The sequence below is a fragment of the Streptomyces sp. NPDC031497 genome, assembly GCF_055580905.1.
The window spans coordinates 1-14,681 of sequence record NZ_JBVIKO010000051.1 but is presented as its reverse complement, the minus strand read 5'-3'; the positions used below and the strand labels follow the sequence as shown (position 1 = coordinate 14,681).

At 71.2% G+C, this 14,681-nt stretch carries 16 protein-coding genes; 11 read left to right on the top strand and 5 right to left on the bottom strand.

Annotated features, from left to right (window positions below; all coding sequences use genetic code 11):
* Positions 1 to 106: 106 nt before the first annotated feature.
* A complete protein-coding gene (locus tag ACZ5K7_RS47595) occupies positions 107 to 763 on the top strand; it encodes a TetR/AcrR family transcriptional regulator (protein ID WP_468924773.1) in 657 nt (218 codons plus the stop codon).
* Here the strand turns inward: ACZ5K7_RS47595 and ACZ5K7_RS47590 are convergent.
* Entirely contained in the window at positions 747 to 1,787 is a 1,041-nt protein-coding gene (locus tag ACZ5K7_RS47590) for a zinc-dependent alcohol dehydrogenase (RefSeq protein WP_468924771.1), read from the bottom strand. The two genes, ACZ5K7_RS47595 and ACZ5K7_RS47590, sit on opposite strands and share 17 nt — an antisense overlap.
* Positions 1,788 to 2,078: 291 nt before the next feature.
* Between ACZ5K7_RS47590 and ACZ5K7_RS47585 the strand changes: the two genes are divergently transcribed.
* The 5 genes from ACZ5K7_RS47585 to ACZ5K7_RS47565 all read left to right on the top strand — a co-directional run bounded on the left by ACZ5K7_RS47585 (position 2,079) and on the right by ACZ5K7_RS47565 (position 6,243).
* Entirely contained in the window at positions 2,079 to 2,399 is a 321-nt protein-coding gene (locus ACZ5K7_RS47585) for a hypothetical protein (protein WP_468924769.1), read from the top strand.
* Positions 2,400 to 2,505: 106 nt separating this feature from the next.
* Positions 2,506 to 3,735, top strand: a complete 1,230-nt coding sequence (locus ACZ5K7_RS47580; RefSeq protein ID WP_468924767.1) for a cytochrome P450 — start codon at positions 2,506 to 2,508, stop codon at positions 3,733 to 3,735.
* Between the two features lie 53 nt (positions 3,736 to 3,788).
* On the top strand, positions 3,789 to 3,986 hold the full coding sequence (locus ACZ5K7_RS47575; protein ID WP_351711282.1) for a ferredoxin: 198 nt from the start codon (positions 3,789 to 3,791) through the stop codon (positions 3,984 to 3,986).
* A complete protein-coding gene (locus ACZ5K7_RS47570) occupies positions 3,983 to 5,143 on the top strand; it encodes an NAD(P)/FAD-dependent oxidoreductase (protein WP_468924765.1) in 1,161 nt (386 codons plus the stop codon). Before ACZ5K7_RS47575 ends, ACZ5K7_RS47570 begins: the two co-directional genes overlap by 4 nt.
* 176 nt (positions 5,144 to 5,319) lie before the next feature.
* A complete protein-coding gene (locus tag ACZ5K7_RS47565; protein ID WP_468924763.1) occupies positions 5,320 to 6,243 on the top strand; it encodes a S41 family peptidase in 924 nt (307 codons plus the stop codon).
* A gap of 34 nt (positions 6,244 to 6,277) precedes the next feature.
* Here the strand turns inward: ACZ5K7_RS47565 and ACZ5K7_RS47560 are convergent, their stop codons facing one another.
* Genes ACZ5K7_RS47560 through ACZ5K7_RS47545 form a run of 4 tightly spaced genes read right to left on the bottom strand, consistent with a single transcriptional unit; the run spans position 6,278 to position 10,168 of the window.
* Positions 6,278 to 7,534, bottom strand: a complete 1,257-nt coding sequence (locus tag ACZ5K7_RS47560; RefSeq protein ID WP_468924761.1) for an MFS transporter — start codon at positions 7,532 to 7,534, stop codon at positions 6,278 to 6,280.
* Positions 7,535 to 7,569: 35 nt separating this feature from the next.
* Entirely contained in the window at positions 7,570 to 8,187 is a 618-nt protein-coding gene (locus tag ACZ5K7_RS47555; protein WP_468924759.1) for an ArsR/SmtB family transcription factor, read from the bottom strand.
* A 38-nt stretch (positions 8,188 to 8,225) separates the two neighbouring features.
* A complete protein-coding gene (locus tag ACZ5K7_RS47550) occupies positions 8,226 to 9,506 on the bottom strand; it encodes an MFS transporter (RefSeq protein ID WP_468924757.1) in 1,281 nt (426 codons plus the stop codon).
* Positions 9,503 to 10,168, bottom strand: coding sequence for an ArsR/SmtB family transcription factor (locus ACZ5K7_RS47545; RefSeq protein ID WP_468924755.1), 666 nt, complete (start codon positions 10,166 to 10,168; stop codon positions 9,503 to 9,505). The genes ACZ5K7_RS47550 and ACZ5K7_RS47545 overlap by 4 nt, the downstream gene beginning before the upstream one ends.
* A 170-nt stretch (positions 10,169 to 10,338) precedes the next feature.
* On the opposite strand from ACZ5K7_RS47545, the gene ACZ5K7_RS47540 reads away from it, so the two are divergent.
* Genes ACZ5K7_RS47540 through ACZ5K7_RS47520 form a run of 5 tightly spaced genes read left to right on the top strand, consistent with a single transcriptional unit; the run spans position 10,339 to position 14,558 of the window.
* The gene (locus ACZ5K7_RS47540) at positions 10,339 to 10,989 is read left to right on the top strand and encodes a GntR family transcriptional regulator (RefSeq protein ID WP_351711236.1); all 651 of its coding nucleotides are present in this window, start codon (positions 10,339 to 10,341) and stop codon (positions 10,987 to 10,989) included.
* Between the two features lie 51 nt (positions 10,990 to 11,040).
* A complete protein-coding gene (locus ACZ5K7_RS47535; protein ID WP_351711234.1) occupies positions 11,041 to 11,793 on the top strand; it encodes a PIG-L deacetylase family protein in 753 nt (250 codons plus the stop codon).
* Positions 11,790 to 12,512: a 4-carboxy-4-hydroxy-2-oxoadipate aldolase/oxaloacetate decarboxylase gene (locus ACZ5K7_RS47530; protein WP_468924752.1), complete on the top strand. Its 723-nt coding sequence runs from the start codon at positions 11,790 to 11,792 to the stop codon at positions 12,510 to 12,512. Before ACZ5K7_RS47535 ends, ACZ5K7_RS47530 begins: the two co-directional genes overlap by 4 nt.
* Entirely contained in the window at positions 12,509 to 13,627 is a 1,119-nt protein-coding gene (locus ACZ5K7_RS47525) for a 4-oxalomesaconate tautomerase (RefSeq protein WP_468924750.1), read from the top strand. Before ACZ5K7_RS47530 ends, ACZ5K7_RS47525 begins: the two co-directional genes overlap by 4 nt.
* The gene (locus ACZ5K7_RS47520) at positions 13,608 to 14,558 is read left to right on the top strand and encodes a catechol 2,3-dioxygenase (protein WP_468924748.1); all 951 of its coding nucleotides are present in this window, start codon (positions 13,608 to 13,610) and stop codon (positions 14,556 to 14,558) included. Before ACZ5K7_RS47525 ends, ACZ5K7_RS47520 begins: the two co-directional genes overlap by 20 nt.
* The last annotated feature ends 123 nt before the right edge of the window (positions 14,559 to 14,681 follow it).

Here is a 14,681-nt window from a genome sequence, read left to right as displayed (position 1 = left end):
CGCGTACGCTTTCCCGGCTGGACCTCGCCGCCCCGGGCGGGGCCCCGGTGCGGCTCGCGGGACCGGCCGCGCCGATCGGTGCACGGTCCCGGAGCGGTGGGTGGGCATGGCGGGCAGGACGGCGCGGGCGGAGCAGGCCGGCGCGACACGGGAGGCCATCCTGAGCACGGCGGAACGGCTCTTCGCCGAACAGGGCGTGTACGCCGTGTCCAACCGCCAGGTCAGCGAGGCCGCCGGCCAGGGCAACAACGCCGCTGTCGGCTACCACTTCGGCACCAAGGCCGATCTGGTCCGCGCGATCGCCGCCCGGCACTTCGAGCGGATCGAGCGGATCCGGGTCCGCCTGCTGGCGGCGGTCGGCGACTCCGACGACGTCCGCGACCGGGTGGACTGCCTGGTCCGGCCGATCACCGAACACCTCGCGGGCCTGGGCAGCCCCACCTGGTACGCCCGCTTCTGCGCCCAGGTGGCGACCGACCCGGTCCTCTACGAGATCATGGTCGAGGAGTCCCTGGCCTCGCCCTCGCTGCGCGAGGCCGTCGCGGGGCTGAACCGGTGCCTGCCGGAGCTGCCCGCCGAAGTCCGCGCCGAACGCGGCCAGATGGCCCGGACGCTGATCCTGCACACCTGCGCCGAGCGCGAGCGTGCCCTCGCCGAGGGCACCGACACCCCCCGCGCCACCTGGAGCGACGCAGCCACCGGGCTCACCGACGCGCTCCTCGGGCTGTGGCTGGCGCCCGTCACCCCTACGCATCGAAGGTGACGACGACCTTCTCCGCGGCACCCGGCGTGAGCGCCAGCTCGAAGGCGTGCCGAACCTCGGTGAACGGGACGCGGTGGCTGATCAGCTTCGCGAACCGCTCGTGGTGCTCGACCAGTTCGGGGGTGACCTCGAAGATCTCGGTCGGGTAGCCCTGCGAGGCGACGAGGGTCAGCTCGCTGCGCAGCATGCCGCCGAGGTCGATCTCGCCCTTCTTCTGCACGGCGACCATGACCAGCCTGGCGTGCCACTTGGCGTTGGCCACCACGGTGTTGAAGACGGCCGGGGCGCCGGCCGCGTCGATGTAGACGTCCGTCCCCGGGCGGGGCTGGCCCAGCGCGTTGGCGCTCTGCCCGTGCAGCTCGGTCAGCCGCGCGGTGACGTCCTCCTCGGCCGAGTTGACGACCGCGTCCGCGCCCACGGCCAGGGCCTTCTCCAGCCGGGCCGGGATCACGTCCGCGACGACGACGTGCCTGACCCCGCGCAGCTTCAGCCAGATCGCCGCGCCCAGGCCGATCGGCCCGGCGCCGAACACGACGACCTTGTCGTCCGGCGCGGCCTCCGAGCGGTTGACGGCGTGCCGGGACACGGCCATCGGCTCGTTGAGGGCGGCGACCTCGAAGGGCACGGCGTCCGGGAACGCCGCGACGCTCCGGCCGGCCTCGGCGTTCTCGATCAGCAGGTACTCGCTCAGCGCGCCGTACCGGCCGCCGCAGCCGATGATCCCCGTGGGCGCGTCCTGCGGGTTCACGACCACCCGGTCGCCCACCTTCAGCCCGGTGACCTCGGCGCCGGCCTCGACGATCTCGCCGGCCGGCTCATGCCCCAGGGCGATCGGGGTCAGGTCGCCTCCCAGATGGGCGCGGGAGGGCATGCCGCCCATGTGCAGGAAGGTGACGTCGGTGCCGCAGATGCCGCCCGCGCGGATCTTCAGCAGCACGTCCTTGGGGCCGGGCACGGGACGTTCGACGTCCACGACCTCGATCCTGCCGACGCCACCGGTCTGTACGGACTTCATCGTGGCCATGGGGTGACTCTCGCTCTCTGGAGGTGCTGACACGGGCGAGCGCCGCGGCTCGCCCGGCGGTGCTGGGACCGGGAGGTGCCCTCGGGCCGGGTACCGGGCCGGGGGGAGTGGGCCGGGGTTCCGGCCCGAGGGCCGCGCCGGTCCCCGTCCCCACGGGTCCGGCGCCAGGGCCTGTCCGCCGGGGCAGACCCTCGGGGCGGCCTCCGCTCAGCGGCGCCCCAGTTACTTGAGTTAGGCAAGCACATGTGGCTTACTTGAGTCAAGCAAGCGAATTGACCGAGCCTCGAACGAATGGGTCGTCCCATGTACGGCAGCTCTTCGTCACCCCGGCCGCCGGCCCGCGGCAGTGGGCGGCGGCTTCTGGTCGCCGTCGGTGCCCCGGACACCGCCGATCTCCTCCCCACCACCCTGGAGCCGGCCGACCACCGGACCGGTGCCGCGGGCGGCGCGGCCGAGGTGACGCGGCGGCCCGGGGCGCAGCGGTTCGACCTGGTCGTCGTGGACGCCGAACCGCCCGTCATGGACGGCCTGGTGACCGCCCATGCCGTACGCGGTACCGCGGCAGCGCCGTCCTGCCGCCTGGCCCACGTCGGCTCCGTGTCAGGAAACTGACCGGAATCGGACAGCCCGCCCGGTTTGTACTCGCTTATCGAGGTCTCGTACCCATCGTCCCGGCGCTCCGCATCGAGCGGAGTCCCCCCACCCCGAGGAGACAGAGATGGCCGACACCCTGACCGACGCCGCACCCGGCGCCGCCGCGGGGACCCCCGACTTCCCGATGCCCCGCTCCATGCGCTGCCCCTTCGACCCGCCCCCGGCGCTCAAGGCCGCCCAGGAGGCGGGCCCCCTCGCCAAGGTCCGGCTCTGGGACGGCAAGGACTACTGGCTGGTCACCCGGTACGCCGACCAGCGTGCCGTGCTGCTCGACCCGAGGGTCAGCGCCGAAGCCGACCGTCCCGGATACCCGCTCCAGGCGCCCAGCAACGGCAAGAACAACATCAGCTTCATCATGATGGACGACCCCGAGCACGCCCGGCTGCGCCGTATGGTCACCGCGCCGTTCGCCGTCAAGCGCGTCGAGGCCATGCGGCCCGGCGTACAGAAGATCGTCGACGACCTGATCGACGCGATGCTGGCCGGCCCCAACCCCATCGACCTGGCCGAGGTCTTCGCGCTCCCGGTGCCCTCGCTGGTCATCTGCGCCCTGCTCGGAGTGCCGTACGAGGACCACGACTTCTTCCAGGAGAACAGCAAGCTCCTGATCAGCCGGGACACCTCCGTCGAGGACCGGATGGCGGCGCACGGCAGGCTGGTCGGGTATCTCGACCGGCTGATGGGCGAGAAGATGGAGAACCCCGCCGAGGACCTGTTCTCCGGCCTGGTGGCCCGGGTCGAAGCCGGTGAGCTGACCCGGCTGGACGCCGCGCAGATGGGCGTTCTGCTGCTGCTCGCGGGGCACGAGACCACCGCCAACATGATCACGCTCGGCACCCTCGCCCTGCTCGAACACCCCGAGCAGCTCGCCCTGTTGCGCGCCAGCGACGACCCCAAGCAGATCGCCGGCGCGGTCGAGGAGCTGCTGCGCTATCTGAGCATCGTGCACAGCGGCCGTCGCCGTGCGGTCCTGGCGGACATCGAGGTCGCCGGACAGGTGATCAGGGCCGGTGAAGGCGTGATCATGGCCAGTGACATCGCCAACCGCGATCCCGAGGCCTTCCCCGACCCGGACCGCCTCGACCTGAGCCGCGACGCCCGCCGCCATGTCGCCTTCGGCTTCGGCGTCCACCAGTGCCTGGGCCAGCCGCTGGCCCGGATGGAGCTCCAGGTGGTCTACGGCACGCTCTACCGGCGCATCCCCACCCTCAGGCTCGCCGCCGACCTCGCCGACCTGCCCTTCAAACACAACGGCGGCGTGTACGGCGTCCACGAACTCCCGGTCGCCTGGTGACCCACCAACCCCCCACCAAAAGCAGGAAGAGCAAGAAGAACAAGGAGAACGCCATGCATGTCGAACTGGACGAACCGAAGTGCGTCGCATCCGGGCAGTGCGTGCTCGTCGCCCCCGAGGTCTTCGACCAGCGGGACGAGGACGGTATCGCCTTCGTGCTGGACGAGAAACCCGCCGAGGAGATACTCGACGACGTCCGCGAGGCCGTGGCGGTCTGCCCCGCCGCCGCGATCCGACTGGTGGAGCGGTGAACCGGATCGTGGTCGTCGGCGCCTCGGCCGCGGGCCTCGCGGCGGTCGAGACGCTCCGCCGCGAGGGCTACGACGGCACGCTCACCCTCGTCGGCGACGAACTCCATCCGCCGTACGACCGGCCGCCGCTGTCCAAGCAGGTGCTGTCGGCCGAGTGGGCGCCGGACCGGGTGGTACTGCGGGCACCGGCCGAACTGGACTCCCTGGACCTGGAGTTGCGGCTCGGGGCGACAGCGACCGGGCTGGACGTGGCGGACCGTACGGTCCGGCTGGCCGACGGGTCCCTGCTGCCGTACGACGGGCTGATCGTGGCCACCGGCGTACGGCCGCGCCGGCTGCCCGGGGAGGGCGCGCACGTGCTGCGCACCCTCGACGACGCGCTGACCCTGCGGGAGCGGATCGGGCCGGGACAGCGGCTGGTGGTGGTCGGCGCCGGGTTCCTCGGCGCCGAGGCCGCCGCCGTCGCCTGGAAGCTCGGTGCGCAGGTCACCCTCCTGGAACCGGCGCCGGTACCGCTCGCGCACGCGGTCGGTGAGGAGGTGGGGCGGGTGCTGTCCCGGGCCCATCTGGAGCGGGGCGTGGACCTGCGGACCGGGGTCACCGTGACCGAGGTGACCGAGGACGGGGTGCGGCTCGCCGACGGGGAGACGATCGAGGCCGACGAGATACTGGTCGCCATCGGCTCGCTGCCGAACGTCGAGTGGCTGGCCGGCAGCGGGCTGCCGGTGGCGGACGGGGTCGTCTGCGACGAGTACTGCGAGGCGGCGCGGGGGGTGTACGCGGCGGGTGATGTCGCCCGTTGGTACAACCCGTTGTTCGGGGTCTCGATGCGGATCGAGCACCGGACGAACGCGGCGGAGCAGGGGATGGCCGCGGCGCGCAATCTCCTCAACTCCGAGGCGCGCAAGGCGTTCGCGCCGGTGCCGTACTTCTGGTCGGACCAGTACGAGACGAAGATCCAGGCGTACGGGTATCTGCGGGGGCACAAGGAACTGCGGGTCCTGGAAGGGGAGTTGGAGGAGGGGCGGTTCGTGGCCGGGTACCGGAGGGGGGAGCGGTTGAGCGGGGTGCTCGGGGTGGGGGTCGGGCCGAAGGTGATGCGGGGGTGGCGGCAGGCGATCGCGGTGGGGGCGGGGTGGGGTGAGGTCGTGAACTGACTGGCCTTTCAAGTGAGTTGATCGAAAGCGTAGGGTTCCTCGTGATCACGGATCTCGAGGGGGGACGGATGGGGCGACGTCGGTCGTTGCGTTTGGCTGCTTGTGGTGGGCTGCTGGGTGCGCTGGTGGCAGGGGCGGGATGCACAGCCGGTTCGGACGGGACAGAGGGCCCGGGCATGTCGGCCGACGCCCGGTCCTACCTGTCGAAGGCGCTGGACATCATGGAGAAGTACGCACTCATCCGCCATCAGGTCGATTGGGCGGAGGTGCGCCGCCATGCCTTCTCCCAGGCGGGGGCCGCGCAGCAGCCGTCGGGCACGTACAACGCGATTCGCAGTGCCCTTTGGACGGTCGGCGATGGGCACAGTTCCTTCTTCGCTCCCAAGGAAGCGAAGGAGGCGGCCGAGGTTTCGCCCGACTCTTCCTTCGAGGGACCGAAGGGGCGATCGCTGGGAAATCGCATCGGGTATGTGTCGGTTCCGCCCGTGCAGGGTTCTGATGCGATGTACCAGCGGTACGTGCGACAGGGCCGTGAGGCAGTGGCGAAGGCCGACCGGCCGGGAGCCTGCGGCTGGGTCGTGGACCTGCGCGGCAACCATGGCGGCAACATGTGGCCCATGCTCGCCGTCGCGGGCCCCATCCTCGGGGACGGCGAAGTCGGCATGTTCGTGGACTCCGACGGCAGGACATCCCCGTGGACGATCCACAACGGGATTCCCAGCGAGGACGGCAAGCCCTACAACTGGGGAAACGGTGAGCCCGTGGCCACCCCCCACGCCCCGATCGCGGTCCTGACCGACAGGACAACGGCCAGCTCGGGTGAGGCCGTGGCCGTCGCCTTCCGGGGTGGGCTGCGGACGCGGTCCTTCGGCCAGGCCACCTACGGAGTTCCCACCGGGAAAAACGACCATCGCCTGTCCGACGGCGCCGTGCTGGGGCTCGCCGAGGTCAAGGACGCGGACCGTACTGGCCGCAGCTATCACGGGCGGATCCCTCCTGACGAGCAGATCGCCACCACAGGGATCAAAGACGGATCCACCACGGACCAGGTTCTGCAGGCAGCAAGGAACTGGCTGCGCAAGCAGGCCGCGTGTCAGTGATGCCGGTCGTCAGCGCCGCGCATCCGAACCCGGCTCACCGCTGCCGGGGCAGTTCCGCGTTCCGTACCGCGTCGGAGGCCAGGGCGACGACCACGCCCAGGCCGGCGAAGACGCCGCTGGCGATGAACACCGGGGCAGCACCCCAGGCTCCGATGGCCGCGCCGACCAGCGGATAGCTGAGGGGGGCGAGGCCGACCATGGTGAGCATGACGACGGAGGTGACCCGGCCGAGATAGGCCGGGTCCGCCGCGGTCTGTATGAGGGTGTTGTCCAGGCTGCCGACGACGCCCGCGTTCAGCCCGATCGCCGCGGCCAGTACGGAGGCGCTCCAAAGGGTCGGCACGAGCGCGATGGCGGCCGCTCCCACGCAGGCCATGAGCAGCGTCCCGGCGAGCGTCAGGCCGGCACGCGGCAGCCAGCCGGCGATGGCGAGCAGCGCGGCGCTGGCCGCCGCCCCCGCACCGAAACAGCTGCCGATCAAGCCGTAGCCGGAAGGGCCCCAGCCACGCTCGGCGTTGAGCAGCACCATGCCGACGTTGAGGGCGCCGAGGAGCCCGAGTTCGCAGATGGCGCCGACGGCGACGAGCGGGCCGATGAGCCGGTGGCGGCGGATGTAACGCAGGCCGTCGAGCAAGTCCTTGACCCCTGTGCCCGGCTCCGGCGGCGCCGAATCGCGCGCCCCGAGGGACCGTATCCGTACCGTCAACAGGAGTGGCAGGGACAGCGCGAAGAGCAGGCCGGCGACGGTGAACGCCGCCGCCGTACCTCCGAGCCCCATGGCCAGGCCGCCGATGGGCGGGCCCGCGATCTGGCTGAGGCGCATCGAAAGTGAGCGCATGCCGGTGACCCGGGCGAGTTGGTCGGGGCTGGTGATCCGTGGCGGCAGGGCCCCGACAGCGGGGACGAACAGCGCGTCCACGGCGCCGAAGAGGAGCGCCACTGCGGCCAGGATCCACAGGGTGGGTGCGGTCAGTGCGATGCCGGCTGCCACCGCCAGGATGAGGAGACAGCGCAGCGCGTCACTGCCGAGAATCACCCGGCGGGGGTCGAACCGGTCGGCCACCACGCCCCCGCCGAGCATGAGTAACGCTCGCGGCAGCGCCCCGGCGGCCATGACGAGACCGACTTCGGTGGGGCTTGCGGCTTTCTGGGCGGACCAGCCGAGGGCGACGAAGTACACGCTGTCGCCGACGAGGGACGCCGTGTACGCGGCCAGCCAGCGCAGCACATTTCCGTCGCGGTGAGCCGGGGCGGTGGCGCGTTCGGGCAGGACTGTCTCTGTACCGGCCATGGAAGGCTCCAGGAAGTCGGGGGCTACGGCCCGGGTCAGGGCCGGAACGGGAAGCCGTAGAGGTGCACGGACACGTGCTCACGGCCCTCGGTGTCGCCGGCCGCCTTGGCTGCCTTGCCGCGCTCTCGCCACCGCCGGGTCAGCGTCTCGAGTTCGCCGCACATCTCGGCGAGTTCGGCCGGGGTCAGGTCGAGCAGCCACTCCGAACTGAAGGACGCGTCGGTCCACTCAGGGCCCCAAGCGGACTTCTGGTCGAGGTAGGCCCGGTATTGGGTGATACGGGTGTCGAAGATGCTGCGCGTCACCGCACCGACCGCGGCGGCTCCCTCGGGCGTGCCCGCGAAGTCCGACTCGCGGAAGCCCCAGCCCTCCTCGGACGCCACCCGCCACCACCGCTCACGCCCGTCGGCGGCCTCGCCGCCCGCCTCGGCCACGAAGCCGTGCTCGGCCAGCTTGCGCAGGTGATAACTGACCAGCGACGGAGTCTCGCCGACATGCTCCGCGAGCTGAGAGGCGGTCGCGGAGCCCGCGGCCAGAAGCAGTCGGCAGAGCTGCATCCGCAGCGGGTTCATGAACACTCTCAACCGTGACAGATCGGTGATCTGCTCAGGCTCGTGCTCGTGCTCGGGCTCGTGCTCGGGCTTCGGTCGCATGCGCTCACCGTAGGTATGAAGCGAAAACTTCGCAATAACTACTTCAGAGTTGGCGTACGGTCCATCTCGCGCCATTCCGGCCGCAGTCCGGCCAGATTCGTGGTGAGGAAGTACGCGGCGCCGCAGGCGAGCAGCACCGGCGCGAGTCCGGCAGCGGTCACCGCCGCCCCGGCGATCAGCCCGCCGAGGGGGATACCGGCCCAGGCCAGCGAGTCACCGAGCGCGTTGACCCGGCCCAGCATCCGGCGCGGCACCCGCTCGACGAGGACGGCCCCCAGCACCGGGTTGATGAAGCCGGAACCGAACCCGCTGACCGCGAAGACGGCCAGCACCACCCCCCACGGGGCATCGAGGGCGAGGATCAGGAACCTCGGTGCCCCGGCCAGCAGGAACCCGGTGAGAACCACCACCCGCCGCCGCAGCCGGTGCGCGACCACCGCGGCGATCAGGCTCCCGCCGACCGCCGCGGCCCCCATCACGCCGCCCATCAGGCCGATCGCGGTCGGCCCCTCGCCGGACACCCTGGCCCAGACGGGTACGAGCACCGAAGTGAACGCCGCGTCCAGCAGGTTGGTGATGCTGACCATGACGATGACGGTGAGCAGCAACGGCTCGCCGCGCAGGAAGGTGAAGCCCTCGCCGAACCGCTGCCAGTAACCCGGTTCCGTTCCCCCGGCCGGTGCGGGGGCTTCCTCGGCCGCGTGCCCCATGCCGGGAGGCAGCGCGAGTTTGATGATCACCGATCCGAGGGCGAAGCAGCCCGCGTCGACGGCGAGCCCCGTCAGGGAACCGAGCAGCGCCACCAGGGATCCGCCGACCGCCAGGCCGAGGGTGGTGGCGAGCCGCTCGGTCACACCGGCCAGACCGGTGGCCCGCTCCAGCGGCACCCGGCCACGCTCGGCCGCCTCCGGGACCATCACCTCCTTGGCCAGGTCGCCGGGTCCCCGGGCCGCGCCGATCAGCGCGACCAGGGCCAGCAGGAGCGGAAAGGACAGCAGGTCCAGGGCGTGGAGCAGGGGAATCGCGGCGGCGGCGGTCGCGCTGGCCAGATCGGTGGTCCAGGAAACGGCCCGCGGGCCGATCCGGTCCACCAGCGGTCCGGCCAATGCCTTGACCACCACGTACGGAGTCATCTCGCAGAAGGCGACCAGTCCGGTCCGGGTGGCGCTGCCAGTGGTGACGAGGACGAACCAGGGCAGTGCCACAACGGAGATCCGAGTGCCGGTCAGCGACACGGCCATGGCCGCCAGCACCCCGCCCAGCGGCCGTAAGGACCGCTTGCCGGGTATGCCGCCGGCCTCCGAGGCGTCGTCGGTCATGACAGCGGGCCGCCTTCCGCTTCCTGAGGGCCGGAAGAGAGCGACGACGTGGCAGGCACGTCCAGTTCGGGCAGGATCTGCGTGATCACGGCGACCCGTTCGGCTCCCTCGGGGGCACTTGCCGCCGTCTCCGGCGCGTCTCGCCGATAGCGCGCGATGACTTCCGCCAACTCCCGGTACAGGGCGGCGGCTTCCTCGGGCGTGAGCCGCAGGGCCCAGTCGCTCAGGTCGAAGGTGTTCCGCCATGCGCGGGGCATCGTCTGAAGCCCGTTCAGGGTCTGCTGCGTGCGCAGGGTGTAGATGGCGGCGACGGACTGCTGGTAGGCCAGCGCGGCCTCGGGCTCCCGCTCGGCCAGCTCCGGATCGTTGAACCAGGTCGTCCGGTGCACCGAACGCCACCAACGCTCGCGCGCGTTGCCGCGTTCGGTGTCCTCCTCGACGAAACCGGCCGCGCCGAGCTGCCGGAGGTGGTAGCTGGCCGTACCGGAATTCACGCCCAGCCGCTCCGCGAGGCGGGTGGCCGTCGACGGGCCGTACTTCCGTAGCAGCCCGACCAACTGCACGCGCACCGGATGTGCCAGGGCGCGCAGCCCCTTGGCATCCAGAACAACCGAGTCCTCTTCGACGTCCGGGCCGTCCGGCCTCTCCACCGCATCCGTCATGCGACACACGGTAATCCGCAAAGAGTTCTTCGCAAAGAGTTCTTCGCGAAGAACTCTTTGCGGTTCTGAAGCGGGGCGTCAATGACGCGGCAATACGGCAGACAAAATTGTTGACAATCTTGTTTGGCTAGATTTACGTTCGACAGGCACTCACTCAGGGAGGGCAAACGATGCCGAAAGAAGCCCGTCCGAGCACCGGAGAGCAGGCCAAGCAGCATGCGCTCGCGCTGTTGCGGCAGGCGATCCTGCACGGCGAGATGGCCCCGGCCCAGCGGCTGGTGGAGAACGAACTCGCCGAGGAGTTCGGTGTGACGCGGGCCAGCATCCGTGCGGCACTGATCGATCTGGAGGCCCAGGGACTGGTCGAGCGGATCCGCAACCGCGGCTCGCGGGTGCGGGTGGTGACCGTGGAGGAGGCGGTCGCGATCACGGAGTGCCGCATGGTCCTGGAAGGGCTGTGCGCGGCGAAGGCGGCCGTCGCGGCCAGCGACGAGCACCTCACCGAACTCGCGGACCTCGGGGCGGCCATGACCAAGGCCGTCGCGGACGGCGAACCGGTCACCTACTCCGAGCTCAACCACGGCCTGCACGACAAGATCCGGGAGATCTCCGGCCAGCAGACCGCCGTGCAGCTGCTGGAGCGGCTCAACGCCCAACTGGTGCGGCACCGCTTCCAGTTGGCGCTGCGCCCGGGACGTCCGCAGCAATCCCTGAGCGAGCATCTGGCGATGATCGAGGCGATCAGGGCCAGGGACCCGCAGGCGGCCGAGGCGGCCGTCCGCGCCCACCTCACGAGCGTGATCGACGCGCTGAGCGACTGAGACGCCCGGGGCTGGGTGGGCGCACACCTGTCCACCAAGGAGATTTCTGCAATGACGCACGCCAACGCGCCTGCCACCCCACCACGATCCACCCTGGTCGTCACCGCGCACGCCGGGGACTTCGTGTGGCGGGCGGGCGGAGCCATCGCCCTGGCCGCGTCCCGGGGCGAGAAGGTCACCATCGCCTGTCTGACCTTCGGCGAGCGCGGTGAGTCCGCCAAGGCGTGGCGCGAGGGCAAGAACCTCGAGGAGATCAAGGCGATACGCCGGGAGGAGGCGGAGAAGGCCGCCGCCGCTCTCGGCGCCGAGGTTCGCTTCTTCGACGCCGGCGACTACCCGTTGGTGGCCACCGGAGAGCTGACCGACCAACTGGTCGCCGTCTACCGCGAGACCCAGCCCGACATCGTGCTCACCCACCCCGTCGAGGACCCCTACAACGGCGACCACCCGGCCGCCAACCGGATGGCACTGGAGGCGCGTATCCTCGCCCAGGCCATCGGCTACCCGGGCGAGGGCGACATCATCGGCGCCCCGCCGGTCTTCTACTTCGAGCCGCACCAGCCCGAGATGAGCGGCTTCAGGCCCGAGGTCCTCCTCGACATCACCGAGGTCTGGGACACCAAGCGCAAGGCGATGGAGTGCCTCGGCGCCCAGCAGCACCTGTGGGCCTACTACACCGACCTCGCCGTCCGCCGGGGCGTCCAGCTCAAGCGGAACGCCGGCCCCAACCTGGGCCTGGCGCACAACACCATGGCCGAGGCGTTCATGCGGCCGTTCCCGCAGATCGCGAAGGAGCTGGCGTGAGCGGCGTGATCGTCACCCGTCCGCCGAAGGCGGAGCTGAAGGACGTCGACGCGCTGGCCGGCTTCGGGGTGGCCACCGTCAGCGAGGCGATGGGCCGGACCGGCCTGCTGGGTCCGGGGATCCGGCCCGTCCAGCAGGGCGTGCGGGTCGCGGGTACGGCCGTCACCGTGCTCAGCTGGCCCGGCGACAACCTCATGATCCACGCGGCTGTCGAGCAGTGCGGCGAGGGCGACATCCTGGTCGTCACCACCACCTCGCCCTGCACGGACGGTCTGTTCGGCGAACTGTTCGCGACCGCGCTGCGGCAGCGCGGGGTGCGCGGGGTCGTCCTCAACACGGGTGTCCGCGACACCCAGGAGCTGCGGGAGATGGGCTTCGCCGCCTGGTCCCGGGCGGTCTCCTCGCAGGGCACCGTCAAGGCCACCGGCGGCTCGGTCAACGTGCCGATCGCCATCGACGGCCAGGTGATCAACCCGGGTGACGTGATCCTCGCGGACGACGACGGTGTCGTGGTCGTACCGCGGGAGCGGGTCCGCGAGACGGCGGAGAAGTCCGAGGCCCGGGAGGCCAAGGAGGCCGCGACCCGCGCCGCGTTCGTCGAGGGCCGGCTCGGCCTGGACCGCTACGGACTGCGGGAGACCCTGAAACGGCTCGGCGTCGAGTACAAGACGTACGAGGAGTACATGGGGCACGAGGAGCACGAGGAGTCCGCCCCGTGACCGGGCCCGCGGAGGTGCGCTGCATGCTGATGCGCGGCGGCACCTCCAAGGGCGCCTACTTCCTGGCCGAGGACCTGCCCGCCGACCCCGCCGCCCGGGACGACCTGCTGCTGCGGGTGATGGGCAGCCCCGACCCGCGCCAGATCGACGGCCTGGGCGGGGCCCACCCCCTCACCAGCAAGGTGGCCGTGGTCGCGCCGTCGGACGACCCGGATGCGGACGTCGACTACCTCTTCCTCCAAGTCGCCGTCGACCGGCCCGAAGTGACCGACCGTCAGAACTGCGGCAACATCCTCGCCGGAGTCGGCCCGTTCGCCGTGGAACGGGGGCTCGTGGCCCCCGGCGACGGGGAGACCTCCGTACGGATCCGCATGCTCAACACCGGGGAACTGGCCATCGCCGCTTTCCCGACGCCCGGCGGGCGCGTCGACTACACCGGGGACGCCGAGATCTCCGGCGTGCCCGGCACGGCCGCCCCGGTGGTGATCGAGTTCCCGACCGGCCAGAGCCCGCTGCTGCCCACCGGCAACGTCCGCGACACCGTCGCCGGTACGACGGTCACCTGCGTCGACAACGGCATGCCGACCGTGCTCATCGCCGCGCGCGACCTCGGGGTCACCGGGTACGAGACGCCCAAGGACCTGGAGGAGGACCTCGCCCTGGCCGACCGCCTCCACGAGATCCGGCTGGCCGCGGGCAAGCTGATGGGCCTCGGGGACGTCGAGACCGCCACCGTGCCCAAACTCAGCCTGCTCGCCGCGCCCCGAGACGGTGGCGCGGTCACCACCCGGACCTTCATCCCGGTCCGCTGCCACACCTCGATCGGCGTCCTCGGCGCCGCGAGCGTGGCCGCCGGCCTCAGGCTGCCCGGCAACGCGGGGGAGGGGATCGCCCGGCTCCCGGCACACGGCGACCGGATCCGCATCGAACACCCCACCGGATTCCTGGAGATCGACACCAGCGTCGACCCCGGATCCGACGGTTCCCCGCCGGCCGCCCGCCGCACCGCGGTCGTCCGCACCGCCCGCAAGATCTTCGACGGCACGGTCTTCCCCCGCGCCGCCGCCATCCCCGCACCGCCCCAAGGAGGCAACGATGGCTCCGCCCCTCGGTGACATCGCCCATATCGGCCACGCCCAGCTGTTCACCCCGGACCTGGACGCCAGCGTCGCCTTCTTCACCGACTACCTAGGCCTGACCGTCAACGGCCGCGACGGCGACACGGTCTATCTGCGTACGTTCGACGACTACGAGCACCACAGCCTGGTCCTCACCGCCCGCGACCGGCCCGGCCTCGGCCGAATCGCCCTGCGCACCTCCAGCGAGGAGGCACTCGACCGCCGTGTCAGGGCGGTCGAGGAGGCGGGCGGCACCGGCCACTGGGCCGAGGACGAGCCCGGCCTCGGCAAGCTCTACGTCACCACCGACCCGGACGGCCACGAGCACGCCCTTTACTGGGAGAGCGAGCACTACCGGGCCCCCGACGGGCTCAGGCCCGCGCTGAAGAACCAGCCGCAGGCCAAGCCCAACCGGGGCGTCGGCGTGCGCCGCCTGGACCACATCAACTTCCTGGCCGCCGACGTGCTCGCCAACGCCGAGTTCCAGGAACAGGTGCTGGGCGCCCGGCCGACCGAGCAGATCCGGCTCGACACCGGGAAGATCGCGGCCCGCTGGCTGACCTTCACGAACAAGTCGTACGACGTCGTGTACACCTCGGACTGGACGGGCTCCACCGGGCGGCTGCACCACATCGCCTTCGCCACCGACACCCGCGAGGACGTGCTGCGCGCGGCCGATCTCGCCATCGACACCGGCGTGTTCATCGAGACCGGCCCGCACAAGCACGCCATCCAGCAGACGTTCTTCCTGTACGTCTACGAGCCCGGCGGCAACCGCATCGAGCTCTGCAACCCGCTCACCAGGCTGGTACTGGCGCCCGACTGGCCGCTGATCACCTGGACCGAGGCCGAACGGGCCAAGGGCCAGGCATGGGGTCTCAAGACGATCGAGTCCTTCCACACCCATGGGACACCGCCGGTCGACTGACCCGTTTCCGGCCATCAGGGGGGTGGGGGGGGGGGGGGGGGGGGGTGGGCGACCCCCCCCCCCCCCCCCCCGTTTCCCCCCCCCCCCCACCGGGTCTGGCTCTTTTTGGCATGTTTTTTTGCT

What these genes read in the sequence shown, in the direction of transcription:
- ACZ5K7_RS47595 (WP_468924773.1), top strand. Translation starts at nt 107, where the DNA reads ATGGCGGGCAGGACGGCGCGGGCGGAGCAGGCCGGCGCGACACGGGAG.
- ACZ5K7_RS47590 (WP_468924771.1), bottom strand. Translation starts at nt 1,787, where the DNA reads ATGGCCACGATGAAGTCCGTACAGACCGGTGGCGTCGGCAGGATCGAG.
- ACZ5K7_RS47585 (WP_468924769.1), top strand. Translation starts at nt 2,079, where the DNA reads ATGGGTCGTCCCATGTACGGCAGCTCTTCGTCACCCCGGCCGCCGGCC.
- ACZ5K7_RS47580 (WP_468924767.1), top strand. Translation starts at nt 2,506, where the DNA reads ATGGCCGACACCCTGACCGACGCCGCACCCGGCGCCGCCGCGGGGACC.
- ACZ5K7_RS47575 (WP_351711282.1), top strand. Translation starts at nt 3,789, where the DNA reads ATGCATGTCGAACTGGACGAACCGAAGTGCGTCGCATCCGGGCAGTGC.
- ACZ5K7_RS47565 (WP_468924763.1), top strand. Translation starts at nt 5,320, where the DNA reads ATGTCGGCCGACGCCCGGTCCTACCTGTCGAAGGCGCTGGACATCATG.
- ACZ5K7_RS47560 (WP_468924761.1), bottom strand. Translation starts at nt 7,534, where the DNA reads ATGGCCGGTACAGAGACAGTCCTGCCCGAACGCGCCACCGCCCCGGCT.
- ACZ5K7_RS47555 (WP_468924759.1), bottom strand. Translation starts at nt 8,187, where the DNA reads ATGCGACCGAAGCCCGAGCACGAGCCCGAGCACGAGCACGAGCCTGAG.
- ACZ5K7_RS47550 (WP_468924757.1), bottom strand. Translation starts at nt 9,506, where the DNA reads ATGACCGACGACGCCTCGGAGGCCGGCGGCATACCCGGCAAGCGGTCC.
- ACZ5K7_RS47545 (WP_468924755.1), bottom strand. Translation starts at nt 10,168, where the DNA reads ATGACGGATGCGGTGGAGAGGCCGGACGGCCCGGACGTCGAAGAGGAC.
- ACZ5K7_RS47540 (WP_351711236.1), top strand. Translation starts at nt 10,339, where the DNA reads ATGCCGAAAGAAGCCCGTCCGAGCACCGGAGAGCAGGCCAAGCAGCAT.
- ACZ5K7_RS47535 (WP_351711234.1), top strand. Translation starts at nt 11,041, where the DNA reads ATGACGCACGCCAACGCGCCTGCCACCCCACCACGATCCACCCTGGTC.
- ACZ5K7_RS47520 (WP_468924748.1), top strand. Translation starts at nt 13,608, where the DNA reads ATGGCTCCGCCCCTCGGTGACATCGCCCATATCGGCCACGCCCAGCTG.